The sequence below is a fragment of the Achromobacter sp. FW305-C-28 genome, assembly GCF_058783235.1.
In genome coordinates this window covers 181584-195519 of the sequence record NZ_JBYSYL010000003.1, presented here as the reverse complement: position 1 = coordinate 195519, position 13936 = coordinate 181584, and the positions used below count along the sequence as shown (strand labels likewise).

Annotated in this window: 15 protein-coding genes; 9 read left to right on the top strand and 6 right to left on the bottom strand. The window is 66.2% G+C overall.

What is annotated here, in order from left to right:
* Positions 1-7: 7 nt before the first annotated feature.
* Positions 8-889: an IclR family transcriptional regulator gene (locus tag AC3WMR_RS09645; RefSeq protein WP_492262897.1), complete on the bottom strand. Its 882-nt coding sequence runs from the start codon at positions 887-889 to the stop codon at positions 8-10.
* On the bottom strand, positions 886-1518 hold the full coding sequence (locus AC3WMR_RS09640; protein ID WP_492262896.1) for a flavin reductase family protein: 633 nt from the start codon (positions 1516-1518) through the stop codon (positions 886-888). The genes AC3WMR_RS09645 and AC3WMR_RS09640 overlap by 4 nt, the downstream gene beginning before the upstream one ends.
* 224 nt (positions 1519-1742) lie before the next feature.
* Here AC3WMR_RS09640 and AC3WMR_RS09635 point away from each other — a divergent pair, with 224 nt between their 5' ends.
* The 7 genes from AC3WMR_RS09635 (at position 1743) to AC3WMR_RS09605 (ending at position 7120) form a co-directional block, all read left to right on the top strand.
* Positions 1743-2705, top strand: a complete 963-nt coding sequence (locus AC3WMR_RS09635; protein WP_492262895.1) for a Bug family tripartite tricarboxylate transporter substrate binding protein — start codon at positions 1743-1745, stop codon at positions 2703-2705.
* Between the two features lie 72 nt (positions 2706-2777).
* A complete protein-coding gene (locus AC3WMR_RS09630; RefSeq protein WP_492262894.1) occupies positions 2778-3158 on the top strand; it encodes a RidA family protein in 381 nt (126 codons plus the stop codon).
* 24 nt (positions 3159-3182) lie between these two features.
* Positions 3183-4055, top strand: a complete 873-nt coding sequence (locus tag AC3WMR_RS09625) for an amidohydrolase family protein (RefSeq protein ID WP_492262893.1) — start codon at positions 3183-3185, stop codon at positions 4053-4055.
* Positions 4052-4915: a fumarylacetoacetate hydrolase family protein gene (locus AC3WMR_RS09620; RefSeq protein ID WP_492262892.1), complete on the top strand. Its 864-nt coding sequence runs from the start codon at positions 4052-4054 to the stop codon at positions 4913-4915. The genes AC3WMR_RS09625 and AC3WMR_RS09620 overlap by 4 nt, the downstream gene beginning before the upstream one ends.
* Positions 4916-4925: 10 nt before the next feature.
* Entirely contained in the window at positions 4926-5708 is a 783-nt protein-coding gene (hpaH, locus tag AC3WMR_RS09615; RefSeq protein ID WP_492262891.1) for a 2-oxo-hept-4-ene-1,7-dioate hydratase, read from the top strand.
* Positions 5709-5718: 10 nt separating this feature from the next.
* Entirely contained in the window at positions 5719-6489 is a 771-nt protein-coding gene (locus tag AC3WMR_RS09610) for an aldolase/citrate lyase family protein (RefSeq protein ID WP_492262890.1), read from the top strand.
* 145 nt (positions 6490-6634) lie between these two features.
* Positions 6635-7120, top strand: coding sequence for a DUF6882 domain-containing protein (locus AC3WMR_RS09605; protein WP_492262889.1), 486 nt, complete (start codon positions 6635-6637; stop codon positions 7118-7120).
* Here the strand turns inward: AC3WMR_RS09605 and AC3WMR_RS09600 are convergent.
* Positions 7117-8310: a citrate synthase family protein gene (locus AC3WMR_RS09600; RefSeq protein ID WP_492262888.1), complete on the bottom strand. Its 1194-nt coding sequence runs from the start codon at positions 8308-8310 to the stop codon at positions 7117-7119. The two genes, AC3WMR_RS09605 and AC3WMR_RS09600, sit on opposite strands and share 4 nt — an antisense overlap.
* A gap of 161 nt (positions 8311-8471) precedes the next feature.
* Here AC3WMR_RS09600 and AC3WMR_RS09595 point away from each other — a divergent pair, with 161 nt between their 5' ends.
* Positions 8472-9878 (top strand): CoA transferase, encoded by a 1407-nt coding sequence (locus AC3WMR_RS09595; RefSeq protein WP_492262887.1) that lies wholly within the window; start codon positions 8472-8474, stop codon positions 9876-9878.
* Between the two features lie 34 nt (positions 9879-9912).
* On the opposite strand, the gene AC3WMR_RS09590 is transcribed toward AC3WMR_RS09595, so the two are convergent.
* The 3 genes from AC3WMR_RS09590 to AC3WMR_RS09580 form a co-directional block, all read right to left on the bottom strand.
* The gene (locus AC3WMR_RS09590) at positions 9913-10989 is read right to left on the bottom strand and encodes a hypothetical protein (protein WP_492262886.1); all 1077 of its coding nucleotides are present in this window, start codon (positions 10987-10989) and stop codon (positions 9913-9915) included.
* Between the two features lie 132 nt (positions 10990-11121).
* Positions 11122-11628 (bottom strand): cupin domain-containing protein, encoded by a 507-nt coding sequence (locus AC3WMR_RS09585; protein WP_492262885.1) that lies wholly within the window; start codon positions 11626-11628, stop codon positions 11122-11124.
* Positions 11629-11758: 130 nt separating this feature from the next.
* Positions 11759-12193 carry a hypothetical protein gene (locus tag AC3WMR_RS09580; protein WP_492262884.1) on the bottom strand — a complete coding sequence of 145 codons (435 nt, stop codon included), beginning with the start codon at positions 12191-12193 and terminating at the stop codon, positions 11759-11761.
* Positions 12194-12860: 667 nt separating this feature from the next.
* Here AC3WMR_RS09580 and AC3WMR_RS09575 point away from each other — a divergent pair.
* Positions 12861-13835: an IS110 family RNA-guided transposase gene (locus AC3WMR_RS09575; RefSeq protein ID WP_492262883.1), complete on the top strand. Its 975-nt coding sequence runs from the start codon at positions 12861-12863 to the stop codon at positions 13833-13835.
* Positions 13836-13936: the final 101 nt, after the last annotated feature.

The following is a 13936-nucleotide window of genomic DNA, read 5'->3' as shown; positions in this document are numbered from 1 at the left end:
GCCGCACCTACCGCCGCCGTTCGCTGACCTCGGCATGGCGCCGCGCGATGGCCTGCGCGCGGTCGCGCATGCGTTCGACCACCTGGGCCAGGCGGCCGCCAGCCAGCCGGTCGGCCATTGCGGTCACCGTCACGGCGCCCAGCGGTTCGCGATCGTCTGCCCGAATCGCCAGCGCCACCGCGCTGGTGCCCGGCATCAGCCCGTTGGGCGCATGCGCGATGCCGCTGGCGCGCGCTTGATCCACGCGCCGCAGGATGTCGTCAACCGATTCGCCCGCCACCGCCAGGCGCGCGGCGTTGGCCTGCACGATGGCGGCGCTTTCCGTCGCGTCCAGGCACGACAGCAGCGCCACGCCCGACACGCCCAGGCCCAACGGCCGGCGCACGCCCACTTCGATCGACAGCACCTGGATCGGATGATGCCCGGTCTTGCGGCCGATGCAGATGGAATCGTGACCGTGGCGCACGCTGAGGAAGACCGTGTCGCCCACTTGGTCGGCCAGTTCGGCCAGATACGGATCGGCCAGGGTCAAGAGCGGAAAGCGGCGCGTGCGTGCCAGGCCCAGCAGGCTGATCTCGCCGCCGATCAGGTAACGCCGGGTGGCCGCGTCCTGCTCGACGGCGCCTTCCTGCACCAGCGTCTTGAGCAGGCGGTGCACGGTGGGCCGGTTCAGGCCCGACATGCGTACCAGGTCGATCAGCCGCACGCCCCGCTCTTGCCCGCAGGCCACCAGCCGCAGGATTGCCATGGCGCGGCGCACGGTCTGCGCGCCGGGCAGCGCGTCGTCGGCCTCGTTGCCCGCCGCCGTACCGCGCGGCGTATCGTCATCGTGCGCCGTGCCGCGCAGCGCGTCGCCGTCGCCCGTTATGCCGCCCGCCCGCGCGTTCATGACGCGTCCTGCCCCATGACCGACTTGGGCGTCTGGCGCAGCGTGCGCTTGGTGATCAGCGGTCCCAGCCGCGCGTAGTTCGGCCCGCCGATGCGGCAGATGGGGTCGAGCAAGGTGGTGTCGATCTTGCCGTCGCGCGCCAGCCCGTCGCGGATGTGAAACAGCCGCACTTCGCCGACGAAGAATTCCGCGCCCGTGTCGCCAAACGGCGTCACGCTGTGCAGCACGCACTCCAGGCTGACGGGCGCCGCGGCCAGGCGCGGGGTGGCGATGGCCTCGCCCGGCAGCACGTCCAGCTGCAGCAGTTCGGCTTCGCTGACTTCGGGCGGATGCTCTTCGGCGCTGGCGTGAATGGCATCGAGCAGGTCTGCATTGCCGATGTTCACCACGAAATGACCGTGCTCAAGCATATTGCGGGCGGTGTCCTTGCGCAGCCCAGCCTTGCGGCCGATGTTCACGCCCAGCATCGGCGGGGTGTTGGACACGAAGGTGTAGCAGCTGAACGGCGCCAGGTTGACCTTGCCGCCCGGCCCCAGCGTGGTGATCCAGGCGATCGGGCGCGGCACCACGATGCCGCTCATGAGCTTGTAGGTTTGTTCGGGGGTGAGTTCCGGGGCGGCGATACGCATTACAAGACGTCCATATATTGAACCTGAAAAGCCGGCGAAAAACGCGGCTGGCGATAGCTTTGCGCCCATTTTCCCGGGTTTTACAGGGGTCGGTGAATCCGGACAAACCGCGATTCCCGCAATAAGTCCAATATTCGGACTTTTTCGAATTTTTGGCATTGTCGCCCGGCGGGCAAGTTTCTAGAGTCTGTCCAAACAACAGAACACCCCCAAGGAGACAACCCATGCACCCGCTTGCCAAAGCCTGCGCCGCCCTGGCGCTGACCGCCGTGACCACCCTGGCCCACGCCTGGCCCGACAAACCCGTGAAGATCGTGGTGCCCTACCCGCCCGGCGGCAATGTGGACGTCGCCGCGCGCCTGATCGGGCCGGGCCTGCAGGCGGCGTTCGGCCAGCCGTTCATCGTGGAAAACAAGCCCGGCGCCGGCGGCATGATCGCAGGCGAACAGGTGGCGCGCTCGGCGCCCGACGGCTACACGCTGTTCATGGCGGCCAACGGCCCCTTGCTGTTCAGCCCGCTGATCTTCAAGCGCCAGGCCTACAAGTGGGATCGCGATTTCGAACCCATCAGCTCGGTGTCGTACACGCCGCTGGTGTTGCAGGTGCGGCCCGGCCTGCCGGTCAAGACCCTGGGCGACCTGCTGGCGCTGGCCAGGCAGGAACCCGGCAAGCTGAACATGGCCTCGCCGGGCGCCGGCACCACCAACCACCTGGTGAGCGAACTGCTGCAATCGCTGACCGGCGCACGCTGGACCACGGCGCAATACAAGGGCAACGCCCCCGCCACCACCGACCTCTTGGGCGGCCAGGTGGACTTCAATTTCGACCAGATCTCGGTGTCGCTGCCGTACATCAAGGAAGGCCGCACGCGCGGCCTGGCCGTGACGACGGCGCAGCGCGTGCCGTCGCTGCCCGACGTGCCCACCTTTGCCGAAGCCGGCGTGGCCGGCATGGAAGCCGCCACCTTCACCGGCCTGCTCGCGCCCAAGGGCACGCCGCCCGAGGTGCTGGCGCAACTGAGCCAGGCGCTGGACAAGATCCTGCGCCAGCCCGACATCATCCAGCGCTTCCAGGAACTGGGCGCCGATGCCCAGGCCAGCTCGCCAGCCGAATTCACCCGCTACCTGGCCGCGGAAGACGCGCGCTGGACGCCCATCATCAAACGCGCGGGCATCACCGCCAACTAGGGCCTGCACAAGGCGCCTCGTGGCGCCGACAGACCCTGCCCGCCCCCCGATTCCCTTCCTTGGCCACACACCATGACACGACAAAGCATCTACGCCGAAGGCTTCAGCCACAAGAACCCCATTCCCGCCGCCTGCCGCGTCGGCAACCTGCTGTATTCCGGCAGCATCCAGGGCACCGACCCGTCCACGGGCGCCTACGGCGACACGCTGGAGCACCAGTGCGAGCTGATGTTCGACCACATCCGCCGCATCGTTCAAGCGGGCGGCGGGTCCCTCGGCCAGATCGCCAGGATGACCGTCTGGATGCGCGACCGCAGCCAGCGCGCGGCGCTCAACGCCGTGTGGCTGCGCGCCTTTCCCGATCCGGCCGATCGCCCCGCCCGCCACACCATGCAGGCGGACCTGGACGGCGACAAGCTCATCGAATGCGACTTCGTCGCGGTGCTGGGCTAGGGCCTGTCAACACCAAGGACCCACATGCCGCAATACCTGCCCTTTCACCCCCACCCCACCGCGCCGGCCAAGGTCTTGCCACCGAAAGCCTGCGACAGCCAGTTCCACGTGTTCGGGCCCGTCGACCGCTACCCGGTGCGCCCCGGCGCGGCCTATGAAATGCCCAGCGCCACCATCGACACCGCGCTGCGCCTGCACCGTTTGCTCGGTATCGAGCGCGGCGTCATCGTGCAGGCCACCACCTACGGCGCCGACCACCAGGTAGTGCTGGACGGCCTGGCCACGGCCGGCCCCGGCTACCGCGGCTGCGCCAACGCGCTGGTGCTGGCCGAACGCGACGACGCCTACATCGCCCGGCTGCACGACGCGGGCGTGCGCGGCGCGCGCTTCACCCGCCAGGGCCTGGGCATCAGCATGGACCCGGCCACGTTCCAGCGCGCCATCGCCCGCATCCGCGAACTGGGCTGGTACGCCAAATTCCAGCCCGAACCCGACGGCATGATGGCGCAGGCGGCGCAGTTCGAAGCGCTGGACATTCCGGTGCTGATCGATCACATGGGCCGCGCCGACCCCACTGCCGGGGCCGACGATCCCACGCGCCGCAAGCTGGTCGAGTTGCTGGACCGGGGCAACTTCTGGGTGATGCTGTCGCTGACCGAAAAGCTATCGCGATCCGGCCCGCCCTGGGACGACGTGGTGCCGCTGGCCCACGCCCTGATCGCCGCCAACCCCGACCGCGTCGTCTGGGGCAGCGACTGGCCCCACCCCGTGTCCGTCAAGCAGCCGCCCGACGAGGGCCGCCTGGTGGATCAGCTGCACCGCTACGCGGGCGACGGCGCCACGCTCAAGAAAATCCTGGTCGACAACCCGGCCCGCCTTTTTGGATTCGACACATGAAACTCCTGTCCTTTGAATACCAGGGCCGCGCCGGCTTCGGCCTGCTGCGCGGCGACGCCGTCGTCGACCTGAGCCGGCAAGGCCATGCCGACCTGCACGCCGTGCTGGCGGCCGGCGCCCTGCCGCACCTGGCCGACCTGGCCGCAGGCCTGGACGCCACGCTGCCGCTGGCGGCCCTGACGCTGCGCCCCCCCATTGCCGCGCCCGGCAAGATCATCTGCGTGGGCGTCAACTACGGCAACCGCAACGAAGAATACAAAGACGGCAGCGCGCCGCCGCAATACCCCAGCGTGTTCCCGCGCTTTCCCGAGTCGTTCGTGGGCCACGGCCAGCCGCTGCTGCGGCCGCCGGAATCCGAGCAGCTGGACTACGAAGGCGAAATCGCCCTGGTCATCGGCAAGGCCGGCCGCCGCATCGCCGCGGCCGACGCCTGGTCGCACGTGGCCGGCCTGACCTGCCTGAACGAAGGCACCATCCGCGACTGGCTGCGCCACGGCAAGTTCAACGTCACCCAAGGCAAGAACTGGGACGCCAGCGGGTCCATCGGTCCGTGGCTCGTCACCGCCGACGAGTTCGACCCCCGTGCGCCGCTGACCGTCACCACCCGCGTCAACGGCGAGATTCGTCAGCACGACACCACCGCCAACCTGATGTTCCCGTTCGCTGAACTGATCCGCTACATCTCCACCTGGACCACCTTGCAACCCGGCGACGTCATTTCGACCGGCACGCCGATCGGCGCGGGCGTGCGCTTCACGCCGCCCCGTTTCCTGAAACCCGGTGACGTGGTCGAGGTGGAAGTCTCGGGCATCGGCACGCTCTCCAACCCCGTGGCCTTCGAAGCGGCCGCGCGCTCCTGAGGTAAGCCCCATGTTGAACGAAGCCTCCCGCCAACGCGCTGCCGACCTGCTGATCGAGGCCGAACGCACCGGCATGCCCACCACCCAGCTGGACCAGGCCTTTCCCGGCATCGAGATCGACGATGCCTACGCCATCCAGCAACGCATCATTGCCGCCAAGCTGGCGGCCGGCGCGCGGTTACGCGGCCATAAGATCGGCCTGACGTCCAAGGCTATGCAAAGCACCGTCGGCATCAACGAGCCCGACTACGGCCATTTGCTGGACAGCATGTTCTTCCAGGATGGCGACACCATCGCCACCGACAAACTCATCGTGCCGCGCGTGGAAGTCGAGCTTGCCTTCGTGCTGGGCAAGCCGCTCAAGGGCCCGGACGTGACGCTGTTCGACGTGCTGGACGCGACCGACTACGTAGTGCCGGCGCTGGAACTGATCGATGGGCGCAGCAAGTACCCGCGCCGCATCGTCGACAACATCGCCGACAACGCCGCCTGCGCCGGCATCATCCTGGGCGGCCGCCCCGTACGGCCGCTGGACGTGGACCTGCGCTGGGTCGGCACGCTGCTCTTGAAGAACGGCGTCATCGAAGAGTCGGGGGTGTCCGCCGCCGTGCTGGGGCACCCGGCCATGGGCATCGTCTGGCTGGCCAATAAACTCGCGCAGCACGACACCGGCCTGCAAGCCGGCCACGTCGTGCTGGCCGGCTCGTTCACCCGCACCGTCGCGGTCGCCAAGGGCGACACCATCCATGCGGACTACGGTCCGCTGGGCAGCATCTCGGTGCATTTCTCGTAAGGAGCCGGCCGTGCAACTTCCCCTCAACGCATTCAAGCGGGCCCTGCGCGACCAACGCCACCAGACCGGCTTGTGGGTCACGCTGGCCAACCCCAACAGCGCCGAACTCGTGGCCGGGTCCGGCTTTGACTGGCTGCTGCTGGATACCGAGCATTCACCCGCCCTGCTGCCCACGGTGATGGCGCAGTTGCAGGCAGTGGCTGCGTACCCCTGCCATCCCGTCGTACGCCCGACCTGGAACGACAACCTGCAGATCAAGCGCTACCTGGACATCGGCGCGCAGACCCTGCTGCTGCCCTACGTGCAGAACGCCGCCGAAGCCGAACACGCCGTGGCCGGCATGCGCTATGCGCCGCGAGGCGTACGCGGCGTGGGCGGCACCGTGCGCGCCACCCGCTATGGCCGCGTCGCCGACTACATGCAGCGCTGCGAAGACGAACTGTGCCTGCTGATCCAGGCCGAAACCGGCGAAGCGCTGGAGCAGCTGGACGCCATGGTGGCCGTCGACGGCGTGGACGGTGTCTTCATCGGGCCGGCCGACCTGGCCGCCAGCCTGGGCTACCCCGGCGAGCCCGGCCACCCCAAGGTGGTGTCCGCGGTCGAATCCGCCATCACCCGTATTCGTCAGGCGGGCAAGGCGCCCGGCGTGCTGACCGTGGACGAAACGCTGGCGCGGCGCTACATGGCCGCGGGCAGCCTGTTCACGGCGGTGGGGGTCGACGCGGCCTTGCTGGCCAGGCAGTGCGATCAGTTGGCGCAGCGGTTCAACGTGGCCGCGTAGCGGCGCGGGACCGGAGCCCGGCCGCGCGAGGCGGCGCGGCCAGGCGCTTGCCCCCTGGGACGGGCATCCGACCGCGCGGCCAGGCATGGGCAAGCCGCCGCCCTTGCAGGTACGCTATCGGTTTTCTCACTTGCCGAACCCTCGCATGTCCGACAACACCCAAGCCTTTGACCCCACCACCTACATCGCCCAGAGCCTGGAAGGCCTGCGCGCCGCCACCGCCGCGCACTGCGGCACCTGGCACCTGGACGAAGCCGAGCAATGGTCCGTGGACATGGACAGCGGCCTGATCGTATTCCAGCTGCCCGGCGGCATGATCGCCCGCGCGCCGGTGCAGATCGTCGGCACCACCAACAGCGCCGACGGCACCTTCCTGTGGGGCTGGGACCACCCGTCCGTGCCCGCCGAACTGGCCGAGCATGCCCAGTTGGCGCAGGCCTTCGGCCAAGCCCATGGCCTGCCCGCCTACACCACCCGCCAGGTGGCCTGCGAAGACGAACAGGCCTGGGAATTCACCGCCGTCGCCATGCGCCTGGGCGAAGCCAGCGGCGCGTATCGCGCACAGGCGTCGGACACGGCGTATGTATGGATGACGTTCGGGCAGGTGACGCTGTCGCAGGCAGACGCCTAAGCCGGCTTTTCCGGCCGCACCCCGGTATACGCCGCGCGCGGCCGGATCACATTCTGGCTGCCGCGCTGCTCCAGCCCATGCGCCAGCCAGCCGATCGAGCGGCCCAGCGCGAACAGGCCGAATGCCGCGCCCGCCGGCAGCCCCAGGTGGCGGCGCACCGCCACCAGCGCGAAGTCCAACGACGGACGCTGCCCCACCAGCGTGAACGCCTGGTCGATGAACGACTGCCATGCCCCGCGCTGTGGCAGGATGCGGCCCAGCATGGCGATCGCGCGCGGATCGCCGCCCGGGTAGAGATGGTGGCCGAAACCCGGCAGGTCTTCGCCGCGCGCCAGGCGCTCGCGCAAGGTCGCGCTGGCGTCGCCGCCGCGGTCCCACTCGTCCCATAGCGCTTCGACGCGTGCCGTGGTGCCGCCATGGCGCCCGCCCGTCAGGGCCGCCAGGCCGCCGACGATGCCTGCGCGCAGGCTGGCGCCGGTAGATGCGATGCAGCGCGCGGTGAAACTCGATGCGTTCAATTCGTGGTCTGCACTGAGCACCAGCGCCATCCGGACCAGGTCCGCGCCGGCGGCATCCAGGCCCCAGGCGCGGGCGCACTGCACGTGAATCGGCGAGGTATCCGGCGGCGCCTGCAAGAGGCACGCGGCCAGCATGCGCACCAGATCACCGCACCCCTGAGCCTGGCGCGCCGCCGCGCCTTGCCACAACGCGGTCGCATCGTCGTCGCTGGCCGCGGTGAACAGCGGCAGCAGCGAGCTTTCCGCGCGCTGCCCGCGATGCTGCGCGAGCAAACCGGCCAGCCCGTCGGGCCACGGCAGCGCGGGCCCGCCGAACGCGGTGCGCGCATCGCACTGCCACAGATGCGCCGCCACGGCCTCCACCGAATCCGACTCGGCCAGCGTCACCGCGTTGACGCCGCGGTAGTACATCTGCCCGTCTTCGATCAGCGTGACGGCCGATTCCAGCACCGGCAGCCCCCAGCTCAGCGTCGCCTTGGCGACTTCCTTGGGCTTGCGGCCCCGCGTGCGCTGCGCGGCCAGCCGTTCGACGTCGTCGGCCAGGTAACGGCTTTCACGGTGGCTGTCGCCCGCTTCGGCATGCAGCAGGCCGCGGCTGACATAGGCGTACAGCGTCTGGCGCGACACCCCCAGGCGGGCGGCGGCTTCGGAAGAGGACAGGTGGTTGGGCATGGAGCGCAGGGGGACGAAAGGCCACGGAGTCACGAGCGACGGCCCAACGCGACAGTCGGTCTGCAGGCAGCCCGCTCGATAAGTTGATTAATTTAATCAATATTGACAATTAAAACCAGAAGAATAGGCTGTCGACATCGCTTGATGAACCAGGAAACGCCATGTCCGCCCCCCGCCACGATCCGACCTTGCCGCCCCCCGCCTTCGCCGATTACCTGCGCCAGTTCTGGCTCGCCGCGGGCGGCGACGCTGCCCACTTGCCCGGTGTCAGCGTCACGGGCCACGGCGCGCTGGCGTCCGCCTTTGCCGTCACCGACTTCGCCACCGCCGCCATCGGCGCCGCCGGCCTGGCGCTGGCGGAACTCGCCGCTGCCGGGTCAGGCGACCTGGCGCCCGTGCAAGTCGACCGGCGCTTGGCCTCCCTGTGGTTCGGCACCACCCTGCGCCCCGTCGGCTGGACGTCCCCGCCGCTCTGGGATGCGGTGGCGGGCGACTATCTGGCCTCCGACGGCTGGATACGGCTGCACACCAACGCCCCCCATCATCGCGACGCCGCCCTGGCCGTGCTGGGTGTCGCGGCCGAGCGCGACGCCGTCGCCCAGGCCGTGGCCCGCTGGCGCGCCGACGACCTGGAAGCGGCCGTGGTCGAACGCAACGGTTGCGCCGCGGCCATGCGCAGCCTGGATGCCTGGGCGGCGCACGCCCAGGGCCGCAGCGTGGCCGCCGAACCGCTGCTGCACCGCGCCCCTGGCCCTGAAGCCGCCCGCCCGCGCTGGCAGATTCCCCGCCAGCGCCCGCTGCAAGGCATCCGCGTGCTGGACCTGACCCGCATCCTGGCCGGCCCCGTCGCCACGCGCTTTCTGGCGGGCTTTGGCGCCGACGTGCTGCGCATCGACCCCATCGGCTGGGAAGAACCCGGCACCGTGCCCGAAGTGGTGCTGGGCAAGCGCTGCGCGCGGCTCAACCTGAAAGACCCCACCGACCGCGCCGTGCTCGAACAATTACTGGGCCAGGCCGATGTGATGATCCACGGCTACCGCCCCGATGCCCTGGCCCGCCTGGGCCTGGGCGCCGACCGCCGCCGCGCCCTCAACCCCGCGCTGGTGGATGTCTCGCTGGACGCCTACGGCTGGACTGGCCCCTGGCACGGCCGGCGCGGCTTCGACAGCCTGGTGCAGATGAGCACCGGCATCGCGGATGCCGGCATGCGCGCGGCAGGCAGCGACCGCCCCGTGCCGCTGCCCTGCCAGGCCATCGACCACGCCACCGGCTACCTGATGGCCGCGGCAGCGCTGCGCGGCCTGACGGAACGCTACGCGAGCGGCGTGGGCAGCAGCGCCCGGGCCTCGTTGGCACGGACGGCGCGGGTGCTGGTGGCGCATGCGGGCGCATTGCAGGGCGGACCGGCCTTGGCGCCCGAAACACCGCAGGACCTGACGGCGGCGATTGAAGAAACGTCTTGGGGCCCGGTGCGGCGCGTCAATGCACCGCTGCGGGTGGGGGACATCCCTGAAGTGTGGGATTTCCCAGCGAGTGCGTTGGGGTCGAGCGAGGCGCGGTGGGCATGAAAAGCCAAGCGCCAGTCGTGTGGCGTAGCCACTATTAACCCCGGCCCGGCTTGGCGCAGGCGACAGTATCAAAGGCATATCCACTGCCGCGCCTGCGCGCGCTCGACACTCGATCGTCGGCGATGCGCACGTATAACCCAGGGCCTGGCTCACCCGCGCATGCGCCTGCAGATGAATATTCCATCGCGACAAGAACATGGGAGAGCGCCGCCAGGGTTGACGGCGCTTCCATCATCCTGCCGGGCATGATCATCGCTATCATCGCAAAAAGAATGTAGGCAAGCGGCGCGAGAAATGTGCCAAGCGCCCGCAATTCACCGTCTTTGCGAGGGCTTGCGAATTTCTTGCCGGTGCGCAGGCGCGCCCAGAATCCTGTCCGATCTTTCGCGGACGGCCTCTTGAGCGCCTTGAAACCCCCGGTGAATCCTCCCAACATGATCACCAACAGTTGCACCAGCGCGAAGATCGCCAGCAGGACCGCCGCGTACTGGATCACGTGCAGCACAAAAGCCGCCGATGAAAGCAGCCCCAGGAAATTGGGAAAGCGCTCGGCGGGCTCTCCCGTCATTTCCAGCGTAAAACGCGCCGCCTGCGCCCTGCCAGTCCATAGCGCCACCGACCCGATCAGCAGATAAATCGATGCCCAGAACGGTCGGCTCCATCGCCAGACTGAACGCACGATGAAAAAAATATTCCGCAAGGCTGCGTACGTCAGCAACGCCAACGACACACCCATGACCCACGGCTGCTGCAAGAGGTTCATGTCGACGGCAATACCCAGCGCCAACGTGACGATCCACAAAATGGCGGTAGCGCCATAGCAGACCATCACATCCACCGGTATCTTCTGCAGCACCCTCAACTTGCGCATGAGTCGAACCGTCGCCCGAAGCATCCACGTTCTCAAGGGCCGAAACAACGGCAACCATTCGCGCAAGATCGGAAAAATCATGCTCAAGACCAGCAGCCCGACAAGTCCTTTCTTGACCGCCAAATTGGGGATGAACAAGACCGCCAGGATAATCGTCACCACATAAACGGCGCCGAATACTCCGGGAGTCTTGAGCTGGGAAATAATGCGCGTTCTGGAGTGATGCTTGTCGTTGTCCATGCCCATACCGTATCAGCGAATTCAGTGACCGCAGGGGAATCGCGGCCTGACATGCGGATCATCAAAAACGGTGCCGGTCTGACCCCTTGCTTATTGCCGCCGAATACGCGATGAGCGGTGCACTATTTGCGTTCATGCCTTCGGGTGCGGCGCGAGCTGCGCAACAGATTCTGCGTACTCTGGAAACGCCGCGGCCAACGCCGCCGCGTCCGCCAGTTCGAATTCAGAAAACTCGAAACCCGGCGCGACCGTGCAGCCCACCAGTGCGAGATGCTCAGGCGCCGCACAGCGCGCACCAAACCAGCATCCCGCTGGCACGACGGCCTGGAACACGCTGCCCGAATGGGTAAGCGGGTTACCCAGCCGGTGGACCGTCAACCCCTCGCCCTCGCTGAGCACCCACACCTCGAGCGGATCGCCCGCGTAGAAATGCCAGATTTCGTCCGAGCCGATCCTGTGCCACGAGGAATACGCCCCATCACACAACAAGTAATAGATCGCCGTTGATGCGGAGCGCGGCGCCCCATCTGCCTGCCTCAGGATAGCGTCGGAAGCACGATAGGTTTCACGAAAATAGCCCCCTTCGGGGTGTGGCTGCAGGTCAAACTGCGCAATCAGGTCAGCGGCAGAAATTGGCATGGCATGTGAGATCAATGAAGGGATGAATTAGCTCAGCAACAGACTGATCTGCCCTGATTACGTCTAAACGCTCGACGGGCAGGACGGCATCTTATTCTCCAGAGGTGTTGTGCGTGAGGTTGGCGCCCGCCTAATCGATGGATGACCAATCCAGGTCCTCGGCATTCACCCATGCGACCTTGTGGGATTTTTCCAAAGGATTCGTGAAAAAATCATCCAGCACGGCAAACGCCAACGTCGGCGGCAGGCAAGAACCCAAAGGAATATAGAGATCGGTGTCCGCATCCACGATGTCCTGCATTGCTTCGGCTTGCCCCACGCTGTACCAGCACGATCCCGCCCTGGCATTGGGCACGTTGCAGTCATAGCGCAGAGAGATTCCCTTACCGAAATAATCCACGACGAAAAGCACCACCTCGCCGCCCTCGATTCGACAGGTGAACCGGGCTTCACACCCATCCGCCTCCCAATCTGTTCTACGGTACGCCAGGAAGTACTTCGCATAGTCGGCAAGATTGGCCTCGGCGATGTCGGGCAGGCCCGGGAAAACAGCGGTGATTTTCATTTGATCATCTTCCCTCATGTTCATCGCGTGTCTCACCCAGCGATGCGACCAAACGATAGCGCAATTGCACACGCCCGAGATGCAGGCAATGCCCCCATCCGGCGAACGCCGGTGTCGAAAACGTAGTCTGAGCTACCCCACTCATGGCGGCGCCTGGCGTAAGTAGAAGATGCACGTGATTCGTCATCAGGCAGCAGGCGTGCAACTGCACGCCTAGTTCGACTTTCTTCTCATTGATATCAGCCAGGTAAGCGCCGTAATCATCCGCCGACACAAATACCGCTTGACGGCTGTGACCTCGCGGTACAACGTGATGCGGGCAGTGAGGCCCAATCAATCTGGGCAGCCTGGGAGCCATGGCACAGTTATCCAAGAACGTAACTGTGCCAGCCTGGCACTCGCCTCAACGGCTGACGAACAAAGGTGGGGCCGAAAACGTAGTCTGACACCTTGTATCTTCGTTCCTGTGGTGATTAGCTATCACCACTGCGGATTCGATGAGTTTGCTCTGACACCGAAAGCTTGGACTTTGCGATAAAGATTAAACCTCGATCTGCTCTTCTGAGCCGGCTGGACACTGGACGGTAGCCTAGGGCATTGGGACCCTGCATGTACAAAGCAAGTGGGCGCAGCGGGCATCTTCAGTATTGTGATGGGAGCTAAGTCCATGTTCTTCCTGGGAATAGATGTGTCCAAGGCCAAGCTTGATTGCTTGCTGCTTATGGACAACGGCACAACACGCAAGACAAAGGTCGTACCCAACACCGCCGCCGGCGTGCAAACGCTGTTGGACTGGTGCATCAAACACGGCGCACAGCCCGAGCAAACTCACGCCGTGCTCGAACCTACAGGCCAATATCACGAACCGGCCGCCATAGCGCTGCATGACGCAACGATGAATGTATCGCTGATTAATCCTGCGCAGGTTCGCAACTTTGCTGATGCATTGGCCGTGCGTTCCAAAACCGATGGGATCGACAGCTACGTCCTGGCCCGTTATGGCCAAGCACTCAAGCCTACGCTGTGGCACCCGGCCCCCATGCATGCCAGACAACTACGCGCACTCCTGGCGCGGCGCGAAGCCTTGGTCAAAGATCTCTTGCGAGAGCTCAACCGCCAGGAAAAGACGCAATTGAGCAGCCCACCGGCGTTGGTTGAAAGCTCCATCGACAAGGCCATCGCGTTCTTGCGCGAGGAGATCAAGCGGTTGGATCGCGCCATTGACGAGCATATCGACGGGCATCCAGACTTGAAAGCAGATCGGGATTTGCTCATCACCATCCCTGCCATCGGACCGCAAGCGGCAAACGCGATCCTGTCGATCATGCACAACCGGCGTATCGACTCCGCAGAGGGCCTGGCGGCATATCTGGGCCTGATTCCCGTGCACCGACAATCGGGAACCAGCCTGAATGGCCGGCCTTGCCTGTCCAAGGCCGGTCCACCACGCGTGAGAGCGACGCTTTACATGGCCGCGATTGTAGGAACACGCTTTAACCCTCACGTCCAAGCGCTATACGCCCGACTTCTGCTGGCAGGCAAAAGCAAGATGTCCGCACTCGGGGCTGCTATGAGAAAGCTCGCTCATCTGTGCTTCGGTGTACTAAAAACACGCTCACCATACCGCCCCGACTACGGCTAAACGCTTGACGGGCAAGACGGTATCTTATTTTTATTTCAGCCTGAGACTGTCCACTTCGGGGGAGGAGGTCAAATCTCCTTTAGCCCATCAACTCAGACTAC

What these genes read in the sequence shown, in the direction of transcription:
- AC3WMR_RS09645 (WP_492262897.1), bottom strand. Translation starts at nt 889, where the DNA reads ATGAACGCGCGGGCGGGCGGCATAACGGGCGACGGCGACGCGCTGCGC.
- AC3WMR_RS09640 (WP_492262896.1), bottom strand. Translation starts at nt 1,518, where the DNA reads ATGCGTATCGCCGCCCCGGAACTCACCCCCGAACAAACCTACAAGCTC.
- AC3WMR_RS09635 (WP_492262895.1), top strand. Translation starts at nt 1,743, where the DNA reads ATGCACCCGCTTGCCAAAGCCTGCGCCGCCCTGGCGCTGACCGCCGTG.
- AC3WMR_RS09630 (WP_492262894.1), top strand. Translation starts at nt 2,778, where the DNA reads ATGACACGACAAAGCATCTACGCCGAAGGCTTCAGCCACAAGAACCCC.
- AC3WMR_RS09625 (WP_492262893.1), top strand. Translation starts at nt 3,183, where the DNA reads ATGCCGCAATACCTGCCCTTTCACCCCCACCCCACCGCGCCGGCCAAG.
- AC3WMR_RS09620 (WP_492262892.1), top strand. Translation starts at nt 4,052, where the DNA reads ATGAAACTCCTGTCCTTTGAATACCAGGGCCGCGCCGGCTTCGGCCTG.
- hpaH (WP_492262891.1), top strand. Translation starts at nt 4,926, where the DNA reads ATGTTGAACGAAGCCTCCCGCCAACGCGCTGCCGACCTGCTGATCGAG.
- AC3WMR_RS09605 (WP_492262889.1), top strand. Translation starts at nt 6,635, where the DNA reads ATGTCCGACAACACCCAAGCCTTTGACCCCACCACCTACATCGCCCAG.
- AC3WMR_RS09600 (WP_492262888.1), bottom strand. Translation starts at nt 8,310, where the DNA reads ATGCCCAACCACCTGTCCTCTTCCGAAGCCGCCGCCCGCCTGGGGGTG.
- AC3WMR_RS09595 (WP_492262887.1), top strand. Translation starts at nt 8,472, where the DNA reads ATGTCCGCCCCCCGCCACGATCCGACCTTGCCGCCCCCCGCCTTCGCC.
- AC3WMR_RS09590 (WP_492262886.1), bottom strand. Translation starts at nt 10,989, where the DNA reads ATGGACAACGACAAGCATCACTCCAGAACGCGCATTATTTCCCAGCTC.
- AC3WMR_RS09585 (WP_492262885.1), bottom strand. Translation starts at nt 11,628, where the DNA reads ATGCCAATTTCTGCCGCTGACCTGATTGCGCAGTTTGACCTGCAGCCA.
- AC3WMR_RS09580 (WP_492262884.1), bottom strand. Translation starts at nt 12,193, where the DNA reads ATGAAAATCACCGCTGTTTTCCCGGGCCTGCCCGACATCGCCGAGGCC.
- AC3WMR_RS09575 (WP_492262883.1), top strand. Translation starts at nt 12,861, where the DNA reads ATGTTCTTCCTGGGAATAGATGTGTCCAAGGCCAAGCTTGATTGCTTG.